Annotated in this window: 12 protein-coding genes and 1 CRISPR repeat array; of the genes, 7 read left to right on the top strand and 5 right to left on the bottom strand. The window is 42.1% G+C overall.

From position 1 onward, the window contains the following. Positions 1 to 603 precede the first annotated feature (603 nt). The 3 genes from ACE418_RS00890 to ACE418_RS00880 all read left to right on the top strand — a co-directional run bounded on the left by ACE418_RS00890 (position 604) and on the right by ACE418_RS00880 (position 3,178). Complete coding sequence (locus tag ACE418_RS00890; protein ID WP_416448711.1) at positions 604 to 1,599, top strand: hypothetical protein; 996 nt, start codon at positions 604 to 606, stop codon at positions 1,597 to 1,599. Between the two features lie 511 nt (positions 1,600 to 2,110). After that, a complete protein-coding gene (locus tag ACE418_RS00885; protein ID WP_416448710.1) occupies positions 2,111 to 2,431 on the top strand; it encodes a hypothetical protein in 321 nt (106 codons plus the stop codon). A gap of 537 nt (positions 2,432 to 2,968) precedes the next feature. Continuing rightward, the gene (locus ACE418_RS00880) at positions 2,969 to 3,178 is read left to right on the top strand and encodes a hypothetical protein (RefSeq protein ID WP_416448709.1); all 210 of its coding nucleotides are present in this window, start codon (positions 2,969 to 2,971) and stop codon (positions 3,176 to 3,178) included. Between the two features lie 158 nt (positions 3,179 to 3,336). Here the strand turns inward: ACE418_RS00880 and ACE418_RS00875 are convergent, their stop codons facing one another. Beyond that, the gene (locus ACE418_RS00875; protein WP_278949655.1) at positions 3,337 to 3,459 is read right to left on the bottom strand and encodes a hypothetical protein; all 123 of its coding nucleotides are present in this window, start codon (positions 3,457 to 3,459) and stop codon (positions 3,337 to 3,339) included. 743 nt (positions 3,460 to 4,202) lie between these two features. Between ACE418_RS00875 and ACE418_RS00870 the strand changes: the two genes are divergently transcribed. After that, entirely contained in the window at positions 4,203 to 5,276 is a 1,074-nt protein-coding gene (locus tag ACE418_RS00870; RefSeq protein ID WP_416448708.1) for a hypothetical protein, read from the top strand. A gap of 744 nt (positions 5,277 to 6,020) precedes the next feature. Continuing rightward, positions 6,021 to 6,876: a CRISPR direct-repeat array (repeat unit 38 nt; unit sequence CTTATAAGGGCATAATCCCCGCAAGGGGACTGAAACTA). 445 nt (positions 6,877 to 7,321) lie between these two features. Continuing rightward, positions 7,322 to 9,241 carry a hypothetical protein gene (locus ACE418_RS00865; protein ID WP_416448707.1) on the top strand — a complete coding sequence of 640 codons (1,920 nt, stop codon included), beginning with the start codon at positions 7,322 to 7,324 and terminating at the stop codon, positions 9,239 to 9,241. Between the two features lie 42 nt (positions 9,242 to 9,283). Here the strand turns inward: ACE418_RS00865 and ACE418_RS00860 are convergent, their stop codons facing one another. Continuing rightward, complete coding sequence (locus ACE418_RS00860; RefSeq protein ID WP_416448706.1) at positions 9,284 to 10,243, bottom strand: WYL domain-containing protein; 960 nt, start codon at positions 10,241 to 10,243, stop codon at positions 9,284 to 9,286. Next, positions 10,224 to 11,537: a hypothetical protein gene (locus ACE418_RS00855; RefSeq protein ID WP_416448705.1), complete on the bottom strand. Its 1,314-nt coding sequence runs from the start codon at positions 11,535 to 11,537 to the stop codon at positions 10,224 to 10,226. The genes ACE418_RS00860 and ACE418_RS00855 overlap by 20 nt, the downstream gene beginning before the upstream one ends. 179 nt (positions 11,538 to 11,716) lie before the next feature. Here ACE418_RS00855 and cas1 point away from each other — a divergent pair, with 179 nt between their 5' ends. Next, entirely contained in the window at positions 11,717 to 12,712 is a 996-nt protein-coding gene (gene cas1, locus ACE418_RS00850) for a CRISPR-associated endonuclease Cas1 (RefSeq protein ID WP_416448704.1), read from the top strand. Between the two features lie 11 nt (positions 12,713 to 12,723). Beyond that, on the top strand, positions 12,724 to 13,035 hold the full coding sequence (gene cas2 / locus ACE418_RS00845; protein WP_416448703.1) for a CRISPR-associated endonuclease Cas2: 312 nt from the start codon (positions 12,724 to 12,726) through the stop codon (positions 13,033 to 13,035). 10 nt (positions 13,036 to 13,045) lie between these two features. On the opposite strand, the gene ACE418_RS00840 is transcribed toward cas2, so the two are convergent. After that, positions 13,046 to 13,984, bottom strand: coding sequence for a WYL domain-containing protein (locus tag ACE418_RS00840; RefSeq protein WP_416448702.1), 939 nt, complete (start codon positions 13,982 to 13,984; stop codon positions 13,046 to 13,048). Then, entirely contained in the window at positions 13,968 to 15,269 is a 1,302-nt protein-coding gene (locus ACE418_RS00835; RefSeq protein ID WP_416448701.1) for a hypothetical protein, read from the bottom strand. Before ACE418_RS00835 ends, ACE418_RS00840 begins: the two co-directional genes overlap by 17 nt. Positions 15,270 to 15,309 lie beyond the last annotated feature (40 nt).

The raw sequence follows: 15,309 nt of genomic DNA, 5'->3' as shown, positions 1-15,309 counted from the left end.
AACTCAAATTAACAACGACGCTTCGGGAAGCCCTCAGCGCGTAGCGGGCCGCCCGCCGCTACCATCCGTCCAGGTAACCGTTCTATACTTGACGGATTAGGATATTTTGGGCGGCCCCTACGGATGCGGCTATGCCGCAACAAACTCATGAAATAAACGCAAAATAAACGCAGTTCGCAGGCGGCCGGTCGCAGTTCGCAAAAAAAACGGCTATCAGCCGTATGCGTAGGGGCCTGGCGCACGAAGGTTTCTGCCATCATGTGAGGTCCCTTTTGCTTTATAGTTTGTAGCATAGAGTTTGTAGTTTGTAGAAGATGGCTTTAAATTTAAAACCATTCACTAAAATAGTAGGCCCTGAATTCGACGAACGACCTACGACGAACGAAAAATGGGGCGGCCTGCGAACTGTGAACTGCGAGCGGCGGGGCCGGTAGGCCCCAATTTACATTAACATTTCCTTAAGTTTTTGGAAATTCGATTAAAAAACGATTAGAATTTCTATTTGGCCCTGTTTTGTGGTGTATGATGGAATCATGAGCCGCTCTATTGCAGAGCAGGAACGATTATTATACAATAAAAGTGAATCTGGAGGTGTAAAACATCATGTCCGATTCGGCACAACAGGCTAAAGCGCAGAAAAAAGCGTATGACGAGGCGTGCAAGCGGGTCCTTTCAGAGAGGAGCATCATGGCCCATATCCTGAAGGCCTGCACGGAAGAATTCAAGGATTGTGATTTGCAGGATATTGCCCAACGCTATATCCAGGGTAAACCGAGCATCAGCCGCATTGCCGTGGAACCGGAAGCTATTTCGCCGCGCATCGAGAGCGAGCAGATGGAAGACAAATCCGGAGAGGAAGGAACGGTTTATTATGATATCCGGTTCCATGCCGTAGCTCCCGTTGATGGAAGGCTAATTCAGCTTCTCATCAACCTGGAAGCGCAGAACGATTTCAATCCGGGTTATCCCTTGTTGAAACGGGCTGTCTACTATTGCGGCCGCATGATTTCCAGTCAGTACGGCACGGTTTTCGTGAAATCCCATTACGAAAAAATCCAGAAGGTCTATTCTATCTGGATCTGTACAATGCCAACGAAAAAATGGGAGTACAATATTTCCAGTTACCAACTGGCAGAGAAACATCTAATTGGTCATACACAGGCCGAGCGGAGCCATTACGATTTAATCAATATCGTCTTGGTCTGTCTGGGAAGTAAGAACCATAAACAGCTAAAAGGCATCCTGCGATTGCTGAGTATGCTGCTCTTGGACAACATCAGTTCCCAAGAAAAAAATGAATTGTTAATAAATGAATTTAACGTAATGATGACACCGCACTTAGAGAAGGGAGTGGCAGCCATGTGTAACTTGAGCGAAGGTATTGAAAAACGTGGAGAACGACGTGGGGAACGACGTGGAGAAAAACGCGGCCGTAAACTAGGTGAAGAAGTAGGCGAAAAACGTGGTTGGAATTTAGGGAAGCGAGACGACGTACTGGAAATGCTGAAAGATGGTTTACCTTTTGAAAAGATTGCTCAGTATACTAAATTATCCTTAGAAGCTATTGCTGACATTGCAAAGCAGAATAAATTGATTTAACAAACGCAGTTCGCTGGTTGCAGATAGCAGGCCGCCGCGGTTCTGCGGACCGCAAAAAATACACAGCCCACGGCCTGTACGTAGGGGCCAGACTGTAGGGGCTTCCACGTGGGAAGCCCGCTAGAGAGATTTACCTACAGCCAATTCGAGTATAATGGCAGGTTTTTACGAGCCACGAACCACGAGCCACGAACCACTATTTTTTCACAAGCCGAGGGTCACTCGAGGCGATGTATTCAATTTGAGTTTGTTGCCGCAAAGCGGCATCTGAGTCCGATGCGGCCTGCGAACTGCGGTCTGCGGGGCCGATAGGCCTAATTCCATTTCCTGGAAATCCCGAAATATACGAAATCGCCGAAGAAGCGGATTCGTGACATGACGAAAATGGAACGCTGGCTGGCCTACTTTGCCAACCAGCTCATACGATCGTAGGGGTCGCCCGTGGGCGACCCGTCAACATGATAGGGCTTGTCTTATTCATGCGTGTGGGTTAGAAGGAGGGAAACTGATCATGAGCGATGAAGCCATCCATAAAGCCGTAGATGCCGCCCGGACCTTCCTGCAAAACGACGCCGAACGCCTGGCCTACATCAACCGGGAACTCGCCATCCTAGACTATAACTCAGACCATCGCGATGCCTTTGAAGAGGGCAAAGCTGAAGGCCGTAAAGAGGGAGAGGCTAAAGGCCACGAAGAAGGAATGAAGGCCGGACAGAAAAGGCTTCGTCTTTTAATGAGTGCGCTATTTAAAGAAAATCGTTATGACGACGCAAACCGAGCGGCTAGTGACCCCGATTTTTGTGAAAAACTTTTTAAGGAATATGGGATTTAGTTGGTGATAAAGAGGCCATGTATGGAAGCCTGAGCTATCATGCATGGCCTTTTTCGGACTCAGATGCGGCTTCGCCGCAATAGACTCATAGAATAAACGCAGTTCGCAGGCGGCCGGTCGCAGTTCGCAAAAAAACGGCTATCAGCCGTATGCGTAGGGGCCTGGCGCACGAAGGTTTCTGCCATCATGTGAGGTCCCTTTTGCTTTATAGTTTGTAGCATAGAGTTTGTAGTTTGTAGAAAATGGCTTTAAATTTAAAACCATTCACTAAAATAGTAGGCCCTGAATTCGACGAACGACCTACGACGAACGGATCTACGCCGCGAACTGCGAACTGCGGCCTGCGACCGGCGGGGCCATAGGCCCCAAAAATTCGATGAACGATGAACGACCTACGACGAACGAAAAATCGACGATGTCGTTACTTTGAATTTGTTGCCGCTTAGCGGCATCTGGATTTGAGGCGGCCTGCGAACTGCAATCAGCGGCCGTTAGGCCTATATACACTTAGAGAAGGGAGTGGCAGCCATGTGTAACTTGAGCGAAGGTATTGAAAAACGTGGAGAACGACGTGGAGAAAAACGCGGCCGTAAACTAGGTGAAGAAGTAGGCGAAAAACGTGGTTGGAATTTAGGGAAGCAAGACGATATACTGGAAATGCTGAAAGATGGCGTACCTTTTGAAAAGATTGCTCAGTATACTAAATTATCCTTAGAAGCGCTGACATTGCAAAGCAAAATAAATTGATTTAGGGCCAAAATACAAAAAATGACCACCAACAGTGCAAGACACCGTTGGCGGTTATTTTTTATTACCATTATTCAATTCAATCACATCCAATATAGCATTTAGAAACAAGGACTTTCAGAAACGGGATCGTAGACATAGACCATAGTAACACCTCCTCAATCATGGAAAATCCGATAGGCCGACGTGGCCCCGGCGACAAACATGACAGCGCTTTCAGAAGCCGCAGCTTCTGCTGCCGTAGTTACTGCAGAAATGACGATAGGGATAAGAAATGGCATATGAATTAACCTCCTTTACGAATCAGAAACAGCCGTAATGATAGCAGTGATGGCAAAACCAGCGACGAACCAAGGCATAAACAACATCTCCTTTCAAGCAATCAGAATCTACATTAGGGGGAGCACCTCCTTGCAAGACATATTATACGAGAAAACGAAGAGGGAGAGTTAACGGAAAAAGTAGGAAGTTATGGCTGAGAACTCAAGTCGGACGCTGTAGTATCTATCTGGCCGGATTGGCCATGAAGCACGCTCCGGGCGGCAGTGGCTCCAGCGACGAACATGACGACTTCTTCCAAAGCAAGGGCTTCAGCAACCGTGGTGACGGCAGACCCAACAAGGGGAGCAAGGAAAAATGGCATAGGAAAAACCTCCTTTAGGAAATCAAAAAACATAGTAGCGAATCCGCTTAGTAAATATCGATATCGACGTAAACATCAATGTCCATGAATCTCATCTCCTTATCGATACAGACAGTGATTAGTCATCACAAAATACTTCGTGGAAAAGGTCTTCCAGACTGCTCATCAGCTCATACAGCATCGTATCATTCACTTCCTTTCAAAGAATCCATAGGTCCGAGTGCTTCTTACAGGACATAGTATATCGTAATCTGAGGACGGTCACTTGCCAGAAAAAGTAGGAAGGAAAGAAAAAATGCAGGTGGGGATATTTTACAGTGACCTTCCTGGTTGTACAAAAAATTTAAAATCTGATACAATAAATCCAAGGAGGTGTGGCCGATGAATGAAGAGATAATGCAGGATGTAAAGGACCAGCTGGCAGGTGCGTTGGACTACGATCAAGCGGCTAAAGGCGTTTTATCGCAGAAAAAGGTGTTAGCTTATATCTTGAAACGGACGGTTCCCGAATTTGAATCGGCCAGCCTCGACGATATTGCTAATATCTACATCGAAGGGACGCCGGAAGTCAGTACCGTTCCGGTCTCTAAGGATAAAACGAACGCGGTCCGACACGCCTTAGAGCGACAGGATACACCGAAAATCAAAGGGGCACAGAATGAAGATAACAGCATAACGGAAGGCAGCATCGTCTTTGATATCTTGTTCCGGGCGAAGGCACCGGAAACGAATGAGCTCATTACGCTGATTATCAATGTAGAAGCACAAAAACGATTGAAACCGAAAAAGAAGACCGGAGATACCTATCCTCTATTAAAAAGAGCTGTCTATTATGCCAGCCGCTTGATTTCCTCGCAAAAAGGAACCGAATTCAGCAATAGCGACTACGATAAAATAAAGAAGGTCTATACTATTTGGATCTGCATGGAAGCCCCACAGGGAAAAAGCGCTATCAACCGCTATCAGCTGAAAGAACAGCATTTGCTGCACCGCTATAAAGAACCTTGTCAGAATTATGATCTCATGGGCATCATCTTTGTCTACCTGGGAAACAGCAAAGTCAAGGATCAGCTGATAAATCTGCTTGATTTGATGTTCAAATCGTCAAAGAACGCCAGTGAAAAGATTACAACCTTGCATAATGATTTTGGAATTGATTTGACACAAGAAGGAGAGGGGGATTTGGCAGTCATGTGTAACTTAGGAGAAGGAATATACGAAGATGGCCTAATGAAAGGTAAGCAAGAAGGATGGGAAAAAGGCAGAAGAGAAGGCAGAAAAGAAGGTAAGGAAGAAGGCAGAAAAGAAGGTAAGGAAGAAGGCAGAACCGAAGGAAAATTGGAATTTGCTCTCGAATTGTTAAAGGATGGGATGGCTTTAGAAAAAGTAGCGAAGTATAGCAAACTATCGTTGTCCATGATTGAAAAACTGGCCAAACAAAATAAATTGATTTAGGCAAAATACAAAAAATAACTGCCAACAGTACACAACACCATTGGCGGTTATTTTTTATTCCCTTTATTCAATTCAATCACAGAAATCGACTTCCTTTACGAATGGGAATCCGTAGCAGCCGTAAGAACGGTCATAATAGCAAAACCAGCGATGAGCCAGGGCATAAACAACCTCTCCTTTCAAAATACCAGCTTCAATCCTCATCAGAGAAAATCTCGTCAAGGACGGACAGCAGAACCAAATCAAACAACGACATCATCTATCACCTCCTTATCGATACAGACAGTGACTAATCATCAAAAAATACTTCGTAAAAAAGGTCTTCCAAGCAATGCATCCAGTCTTGCAGCATCGTATCATTCACACTTCCTTTCAAAGAATCCATAGGTCTGAGTGCTTCTTACAGGACATAGTATACCGTAATCTGATTTCTTATACTTGTCAGAAAAAGTAGGAAGGAGAGGGAAAAATGCAGGTGGGATTTTTCACAAACTCTAAAATCATGAAATCAGCCTGATTTTTTTCCTGAAAAAATGCCGACAAATGCCTTTATTAAGCCATCTTTTCGTGGTATACTATAAACATGGAGAAGCCTCAAAACAGAGAATCCGCCCCGCATCAATAAACAAGCGGGTTTCCGGACATTATGAAAGAAATTTTCACAGAAATCAAGGCTTCTCAAGGTAGTCCCCCGAAAACCGGGTTTTGAACCCGCATGGTTAAGCCACTGACAGGGGGCGCTCTCTTATAAGGGCATAATCCCCGCAAGGGGACTGAAACGTTTATAAAACAGATAAGCAAAGTACAATGACTTTACATACCCTCTTATAAGGGCATAATCCCCGCAAGGGGACTGAAACGCAAACCCACCAGATTCACCAACATTCTTTTTAGAGACTCTTATAAGGGCATAATCCCCGCAAGGGGACTGAAACGGTATATACCAATCCAGAAACTCAGGCAGCTGGCTCTTATAAGGGCATAATCCCCGCAAGGGGACTGAAACTCAGCATACACGACGTCAGCCCAGTTTAATTTTTCTACGTCTTATAAGGGCATAATCCCCGCAAGGGGACTGAAACTATAGAATCCTTCATTTAAACATTCTATGAAGAGCACCTTATAAGGGCATAATCCCCGCAAGGGGACTGAAACTACAGGTGGCGAATATAATCATACATTAAGTCAACAGCTTATAAGGGCATAATCCCCGCAAGGGGACTGAAACTAGACTCTACACTGATACAACATCCGTTGTCGACTTATAAGGGCATAATCCCCGCAAGGGGACTGAAACGTATTAGAGATTATAAGACTACACTGCGTAGAGCTAGTGACTTATAAGGGCATAATCCCCGCAAGGGGACTGAAACTTATTTTTAATGCGAAGAAAGCCAAATACGAAATTGAAGACTTATAAGGGCATAATCCCCGCAAGGGGACTGAAACTTTATAATGGCAATTTCGTACAATCCTTCCTTACCACCACTTATAAGGGCATAATCCCCGCAAGGGGACTGAAACTCCGATAAAAGGAAGCCATAATTTTTATAGAACTCACGCTTATAAGGGCATAATCCCCGCAAGGGGACTGAACTCAATGCAGATGGATTTTAAACGCAAATAACCGCCAACAGTGCAGAACACCGTTGGCGGTTATTTTTTATTACCATTATTCAATTCAATCACATCCGATTATGTTTCCCAAGGGAAAGGGAATGGCCAAGAAGGATAAGGCAAAACGAAAAAAGAAATATGGGAAAACGTCATAATGCAAACCTCCTTATAAATGTAAATATCATTAATCATCACTGAGAATTTCTTTAATAACAGCACCGATTACAACATCAAGCAGAGACATATTATTCACTTCCTTTCAAGATAATCCATTGGGTTCAGTACTTCTTACAGGTATAGTATATCCTAATCGGGATGCTGGGATTTGACGAAAAAAGTAGGAACTGACAAAATTCAGAAATGAAAAAAGGGTTCTGACATGGTATAATTAAACATATAATACGGCAGAGCAGAAAGGAGCGTTTTGTATGACAGGTTCTGACGATACGATTCATGTAATGCTTTTATTTTTGAGCGATACCAAATACAATGCAGCTAAAAATATGGTTCAATCATTTGATTATGATGAGATTGATGGTAAAGTGCAGCTTACTAATGAAGCTGCTGTGCGCTATCTGATGCAAAATGGCTACCAGGGAAAAACTGTAACCCTTTCGAAGATTTACTTATTTGCCAGTAAAAAAGTTCAGAACGCGATTACTGGATCTATAACAAGAACGGATGAGGCAACGGGAAAGACGATTCGAGAAGAGAAAACATTTTATCGGGACGACGGGACGCCGTGGACTCATTTAGCATACTTCGGACATCGTATTTCGGATATGTTTCCACAATTACAAGAGGAAAATTCTACCTTCATTACTAAAATCAACTATGATGAAGATTTACCGGCAAAGAAATCGATGCAGTCTGTTGTCGATATGGCTGGGCGGATACAGCAGGATATGAAGTCGTTATGGAAAGGGAAGAAAATAGTTCTTCATGCTGATTGCACAGGCGGTTTGCGCCATGCGAATATGATGATGCTTTCTGTATTGCGCCTCATGCAGTATAGTGGTATCGAAATCGGTAAGATTTTGTACGCCAATTTTAATTCCAAGCCGAAACGTGTTGAAGAGGCAAATTTGATTTATGATACCTTTGGGTTAGTCGCTGGGGCTGAAGAATTCTCAAATTATGGGAGCGTACAGGCTATTAAGAAGTTCTATAATAATGAAGAATTGGAATCGCCGGAATTAAAGACGCTTCTCCAAGCGATGGAACAATTTGATGACGCTATTAAATTGTGCCACTACGGGTATTTCAAGAAAGCCATTCAGCAATTACAGACGGCTATTAGAAAATATCCTGCTTTGCAGGTTGCGGGGCAAGAAAGTCCTGATGAAACAGCACAAACTATCTATTACAATACCAGTTTGGCAGCTACTTTACTGCCACGAATCAAAAAGGACTATAGAGAGCTTTTGAACAGCGAAGAACTAGATGACTTGACCTTAATTGACTGGTGTCTGAATCATGGATATTTACAGCAGGCTTTGACTTTATATACTGAACGGATTCCGGAAGTGTTATTGGATCCAGAACGGCATTTGTTGCGGTTTAATCCGGTGTTCCGTAAAGATTTAGATGCGTTAATAGCGAAAGATTCAATGGGACGCAGTGAAAATTTCCTTATTCTTAATGAATTTGGGAGAACTGAAACAGAACATTCTGTAGCAGTGATAATTCCTGATTATACAGCAACAATTCAGGAATTTAAAAAACAACTTCAAAAAAATATAAAATATTTTGTCAATGGAGATATAGATGTACAAGATGTTATCGATAACGTGGATAAGTTTGCTGAAAAACATCCAGTTTTGCAAGTAGAAAACAAAGATTTTTTAAAGCAACTATTGATTCATATAAAGAAATGGCAATTACAACCAGCCTTACTTAAAGGTTCTGTGACAGATGAAGTATTTCTAGAATTATTACATAGGTTTTTACACTCAGTGACGATTTCTGAAAAGAGTAATAATTCATGGAAAGAAAATGTTGAAAAATTATGTAATACGCTTCAGAATTGCCCGTATGGTAAAGGTAAGCTTATACCACTTTTGAATTTTCTTAAATCGCAGTTGAATATTGATCATATTGGTGAGTTGATTTGTAATTTAGAAAAAAAATATACAACAGAAGCATTAGTTTTAGTAGAAAATCATTGTTTGGAAAGTGATTTTGATGATGACGTGGTATTGAAAATCTTGACGGATTACTACGAAGTAAAAGACGAACGGAATCATACCAATCATGCCCGGTTAGAGACGGATAATATCAAATCGTCTGAAGAATTAAAACAGTTTATAAAGACACGATTAAATAAAATCAGGGAACTCAGCCATTAAAAAATAGGGGCTTGCCGCCATGCGACAAGCCCCTATTCTTCATTAATAGTACGAAAGGGATGCTTTTAAACGAGAAATAATTTTTTGTTTTATTGGTTCTGGTTCAAGAACGGTTACGGCTGATCCTAAAGATAGAATCCGATTGATAATGTCATCTTCATCAAAATCATAATAATATACGGTCAAAAGATATTGTGATAATTCTTCATCGGAAACGACAGCCTTTTTATCGAAAGGAAAGAACATAGAAAAACAGCGTTCTATGGCATTTGTCTTTCTTTTTAGGCGCAATGTCACCGATTCTTGATGTTTTTGGTAGTACTGTGTTTCTTCATCTTGAGTCGTTGTGGCAATGGGAGCATCTGTCATTATCAGCTCTTTAATTTGTTCTGGGCAAAGTCGATATAATTGTTTTTCTGATTCATCCCAGCATATGAAGCGATATTCGTTTTTTACTAAATCATAGGCTAAATGGGTTGGTGAAAGTGTCGTTTTTATTCTTCTTTCTCCTTCAGTCTTCCCTGTCAGAATGACTTTACGTTGCTGGACCAGGGCTTGCTGAAAGGTTGCCAAATGGGTATGGAGTGGCTCTTGCTGTGCATCTTCACCTGTTTCTTGGATAATCGAAAAGTGAGAAGATGGGAAAATATTCTGAACAAACTTGACGTAATTTTTCAATTTATTCTTTAGTTTTTCAGGGAGAAGAAAATCATATCGGCTATCATTGAGCATTTCTTTGAGCCAGGCTAACTCCGTGTCAGATAGATGGGTTATGGGCAGTGCTCCAGAGATATTATTTATCGCGATGCCATTGGGAAAAGAAAAATAAAAGGGAATCAGGATGGTTTGTATATATTCTTGTAAGTCTGGCGATTCCGGATAGTGGCAGAGCTGTTTCACTATATCGGACTTGTGATATGTATAACCGTGCTCAATAGAGGTAATAAGACGGCATAGGTCAAGAAATAATCCATTTTTTAATTCACTGTATAGAGATATCATAATTCGACAAGGCCTCCTTTAAATCATTTGTCATGCGATTGCGCAAGAAATTTTTTTTGTCTTCATAAATTTCTACATAGGGAAGCGTTCGAAGCCAAGGGAGTATTTCCAGACGGTCCTTACAGTAAAGGAGACAATGGGTGCAGCCCTTTGCATCTTTCATAATCTGGGCAGGTGGGAAGCCAGGCTGTTGCTTGGCTAAAATTATTTTTAATACTTTTTCTTGTTTTTCCATTGTCGGGGCATGAAGGCGCAAGTTGATGATACTTTCCCCTTGGGGCTTCAACTCTGGCAGAGAAAAAGAAGCAGTGTTCCGTATTTTTTTTATGAAATCGACGCGTAGCCAAACTATTCCTGTTTTAGTCCTTAGCAATAGATATTGGCGGCAATAAAAAGGATGGAATACGATTTTTACAGGCAGGCCTGACCAAGATTTTTGATGACGATATTCGACTTCGATGAACTTCTTGTTATCGATAGCATGTAATAAGATGTCGACCCATAATTCATCAATGATTCGGATAAAGGCATTATTTTTGAACTGATATAATCGGGCAGAATCGTCATTTTTCTGATATTGTGATTCCAAGCGTAATATATACTGGATAGAAGCCCCAGGAAGGGAGCAGGGGGAAATATTTCGATAAAAAGCGATGGCAGCGTCTAATTGTTGTTTTTCTAAATCGGATAAATCGAGGTGAGGACGATCATCCTTAGTATAGACATTAATGTTTCCGCGCTTTTGGCTTTTTAAATAACCGGCCTTTACGAGTAATTTCAGACAATCATTGAATTGATGATCATCCGTTGTGTCTATTTGCAGATAACCCGAATACCAGCTCCGTAAGATACTGTTATTGACCAGGTCTTCAATCTTTTTTTTGATTTCCGGAGTGGACAGGGGCGTATCTGATGCATAGAGGATTTGAAGAATGATAATATAGAAGAACAGCCATTTGGGTTTCAACGTTTTCGTCTTGAACAAAGAAATCAAATAGTTATCTGCTCCATGATAGGCATCACCCCAAAAGTGAGTGATACTGTTTCGGTTGTGGTTATCAATCCGCAGATTGGCTTTTGGACAGAAGGTCCGGATAAATTTCAGCTTCTTGTCATAATTTCCCTTTGTGATTTTGAAATTAGGGAAAATATTGCGATAGTAGCAGCCATATGCGATGAGCCGTAAAAATTTTCGCAGGCTGTTGAAGTCTTTGATATATGTTGAAAAAGGAGCCTGTTTATTCCAGTCTTCAAAGGTAAAGGGAAGCTGGCAGTCAGATTCATGGGCTTTCATGGTCATCGGTCCTCCAAAGTAATTTTTCTTTTATTTTAACACACTTTATGTTGCCCAGTTTAGCAGGATTCAGGAGTGGCGAGTTTTTAATTTCACGTTTTTTTGAAATTATTCTGATACTGTTTCCGGTTATAATGAGGTGTATCAAAAAAGTCATGTGTGAGAAAGGAGTCGATCTTATGTGCTTTGTTTATTTAACGGAACCGGGAATGCAATTATCTAAGTCAGGTGGAACGTATACGGTATGTAAGGAAAAAGAAGAAGTGTGCCGGATTCCGGCAGAAACGATTGAAGGCATCGTATTGATGGGGAGTGTCCAAATTTCTTCTCCAGCTGTGGCCGATGTCTTAAGACGGAAAATCCCTGTTTCCTGGATTACGACATCTGGTCAATATTGCGGCTCCTTTCAGCCTCCGTCGGGACAACAGGCACTTAAGCAACGGCAGCAAGTCTTATTGCAGGGAACGCCGTTTTCGCTGGAGATGGGAAAGAAATTCATTGAAGCCAAGGTTCATAATCAAATAGCTTTGTTGCAGCGATGCAACCGTACAGCGAAAAATCAGGAAGTGAAAGAACAAATTGGATATTTGAAAAAATTACAAAAGGAAATCCCTTCGGCGGAAGACCGGGACCATTTATTAGGGATAGAAGGTATTTCGGCTAAAGCCTATTTCCGGACCTTAGGCCTGATGGTTCGGGATGACTTTGATTTTTCGGGCAGGACCAAAAGACCGCCGACAGATCCTTTTAACGCGATGTTAAGTTTTGGATATACTTTGTTGAGCCATGAAATTCATACAGCCATTGTTACTCACGGCCTTCAACCCTATTTTGGTATCTTGCATGAACTGCGAAACGGGCATGCTGCTTTAGTGTCAGATTTATTGGAAGAATGGCGGCCTGTCATTGTAGATTCGATGGTTTGGTCCTTAGTACAACATAGAGAAATCCGGCCAGAGCATTTTGAAAAGCGAAAGGGCTGTAAGGGTGTTTATCTGACCAAAGAAGGGAGAGATATTTTTTTACGCGGTTATGAAAAAAAGATGCGGACTGCGCATGTAGTCAATGGGTATAGCCATACTTTACGGCAATGCGTGATTCGGCAAAGTTACCATTACAGCCGGGCTATCATGCATCAAGATGCTTCGTTATATACGGCATATACCATTCGTTAGGAGGGATGAGAATGAAGGATGAAGAAAAAGGTCCCGTCAGAGAATCTTGTTTGAAATATACGGTGCTGATTATTTACGATGTGTCTGATAATAAAAGACGAAGCCGCCTGGTCAAATGCCTGGAACAGTACGCCGTGCGGGTCCAGAAATCGGCTTTTCAAGGGTGTTTGACCAAGGCACAATGCAAGAAAATGAGCAAGCAGGCCCGGCGTTTTATTGATGCGAAGACCGATTCTTTACGTATTTATACTGAGTCGATGGAGATGAACATCCAGTCTTGGGGCAAACGGGCTGCGATGGGCGAAGAAGTGTTGATTTTTTGAAAAAGAGGGGTTATTGGTATGCGTCCCAACTGGCTTTCAAACGATGAATGACTTTGTTCCGGAGTGGTGCCGGAGACAGCACGGTGACGGCACTGCCCAGGGAGATAATATTTTGGAGGACATCGGGTTCATCAAAGTCATAATAATGAATTTTTAAGCGATATTCGTCAGTTTGTTCATGATAAATGCTTTCCTTTTGGTAAGAAGCAAAAAGAAGAAAGCAGCGAATGACATTGTTGTACTTTGGCCGCACTTTCAGAAGCACTTCTTGTTCATGCTTTTGGAGAAACTTTTCAAAGGCAGCCGTTCTGTCGGGCGCTTTTGCGGAAAGTATGGTGATTCCCGATACTTCGGCTGCAGGGATACGGCGGAACACTGTGTCGTCAGTCGTCGTAATCCAAAAAGAAAAGCGTTTGGCAGCGGCATCGTATTCGAGACGGAAAGGAATACAATTAAAAGGTTCATCAGGGCAGGTTCTTAACGTTAAATTTATTTGCTGGTCTTGCATCAGGCTTTGCTGGAAAATTGTCAGTATCATGCACAATGGTCCTTTATCAGAAGCGTCGCCTTGAGGCCGTATGTCTTCGGCAGCAAAAATGGGTAATAGCGGAGAAATGTCTTGCAAAGATGATTCCAGCTTTTGACGCAATTCTTGGGAAAGAAGAAATGTAAACTTTTTATCTTCCAGCAATGTCTTTAACCACTGTTTTTCGGCTATACTGGGGCTTGCATCTGGTAAATGCAAGGAAAAGCGGGCGGCCATTCCAGCCGGAGTATTTTTAAAGAAGACCGTTTTCAAGGCATCTTCCAGATGGAGAAGTTTCGTATGGATTGGGAGCTTTTTATCGATATCCATTTCCTTATAAATTGTACCTTCCTGGCTGTTCTTCAGCAGGGCGTATAGTATACCGATAAGCTGGTTATGATATTCATTAAATAAGTCCATCATAGTTTTGTAAGGCCTCCTTCAAATCTTGTTTGATTCGGGTCTGAACCTTATTCCCTTTGTCATCAGAGACGACGATGACTTGAGGGTGGAGGGTGCGAAGCCAGGGAACCAGGGCGAGAACATCTTCCGTTCTTATGCGGCAGAAACTAAATCGGTCTTGCTGATGATATTCTTCTGCATAAGGGTAGTGGTCATAAATCGTTGCTAGCAGGGCGTGATGGGTTTGAGATGAAGTATAGTGCAATTTTAAAATAACTGTAGCTGATTCTGAATGGTTTTCCTTTGATATAATTCTTTTCTTCTGCCCTTTGTCCAGGCTTATATCCGTCATACAGGATAGCTTAAAGGTCATGCGTGTTTCATGAATCTGAATGATAACATAAGACCGCTGATAGCTGTCCCATTTTATGCGGACTGGAAGGCCAGACCACCTTTTTGGCTTATTATGATAACGGAATGAAATGGGGATTCCTTTACTTATAGCTGCTTGCAGCAAATATAAAGAATCATCATTCACCATATTTAGGGTATTTCGATTCCTGACCTGATATTTTTGAGGCCATGTTGAATGATTTAATTCCAGTGTCTTGAGCAGATCCTGGCCTGGCAGTGCCAGAGGGAAAATGGCACTATAAAAAGTAATGGCATAATAGAGTTCCTTCTGTTCTTCTAATGAAAAATCTGGCAGAGGCCAAGGAGATATATCGTATTTTTTATTCTTTCGTTCTATGTAGCCATATCTTTCTAAATTATGGATGCGGCGGATGATTTGCGAATTCCAAGGAAGTGAGTCTGCATGGATATAGTGTGATAGAAGCTGATAAGCCTCTTTTTTTCCTGACGATAATGGCCCAGCCTGCCGTTTTTCCCAATCGATATCCTTGAATGCTTTCATCAAACGATTATTGACAGCATCAATGATTTGTTTCTGCAATAATCCTTGGGGTGATGATGCCATGATGTCGAGGATGATGAAATCGCAGAGGACATGTTGTATATCAATGCTTTTCATGGAAAAAAGCGGATACATATAGTTGGATACGGTCTGATAAGCATGATTGTAAAAAAAGAATCGATGTTTTTTCTTTTCTGCAGCACATTTCCAACTGGTTGGGGATAAACAGAAATTCAGTAATTCAAGACGCCTGTCGTAGGTACTGGCATAAGGCAGTCGATTTTTTATCTGCATCCGTGAATAACAGCCATAACTGATTAGACTGAGGAAAGGCCGCAGGATATCCAGGGATTTTATATATAAGCAGTCAGGATTTCGCGTTTTTTGCATAAAATCACCTCTTTTTTGATAATATCAGCCTTTGAGGAAG

The sequence above is a fragment of the Megasphaera jansseni genome, from assembly GCF_047974155.1.
Lineage (GTDB): Bacteria > Bacillota > Negativicutes > Veillonellales > Megasphaeraceae > Megasphaera.
The sequence above is the reverse complement of the archived record's forward strand: the minus strand, read 5'-3'. Positions and strand labels throughout refer to the sequence as shown.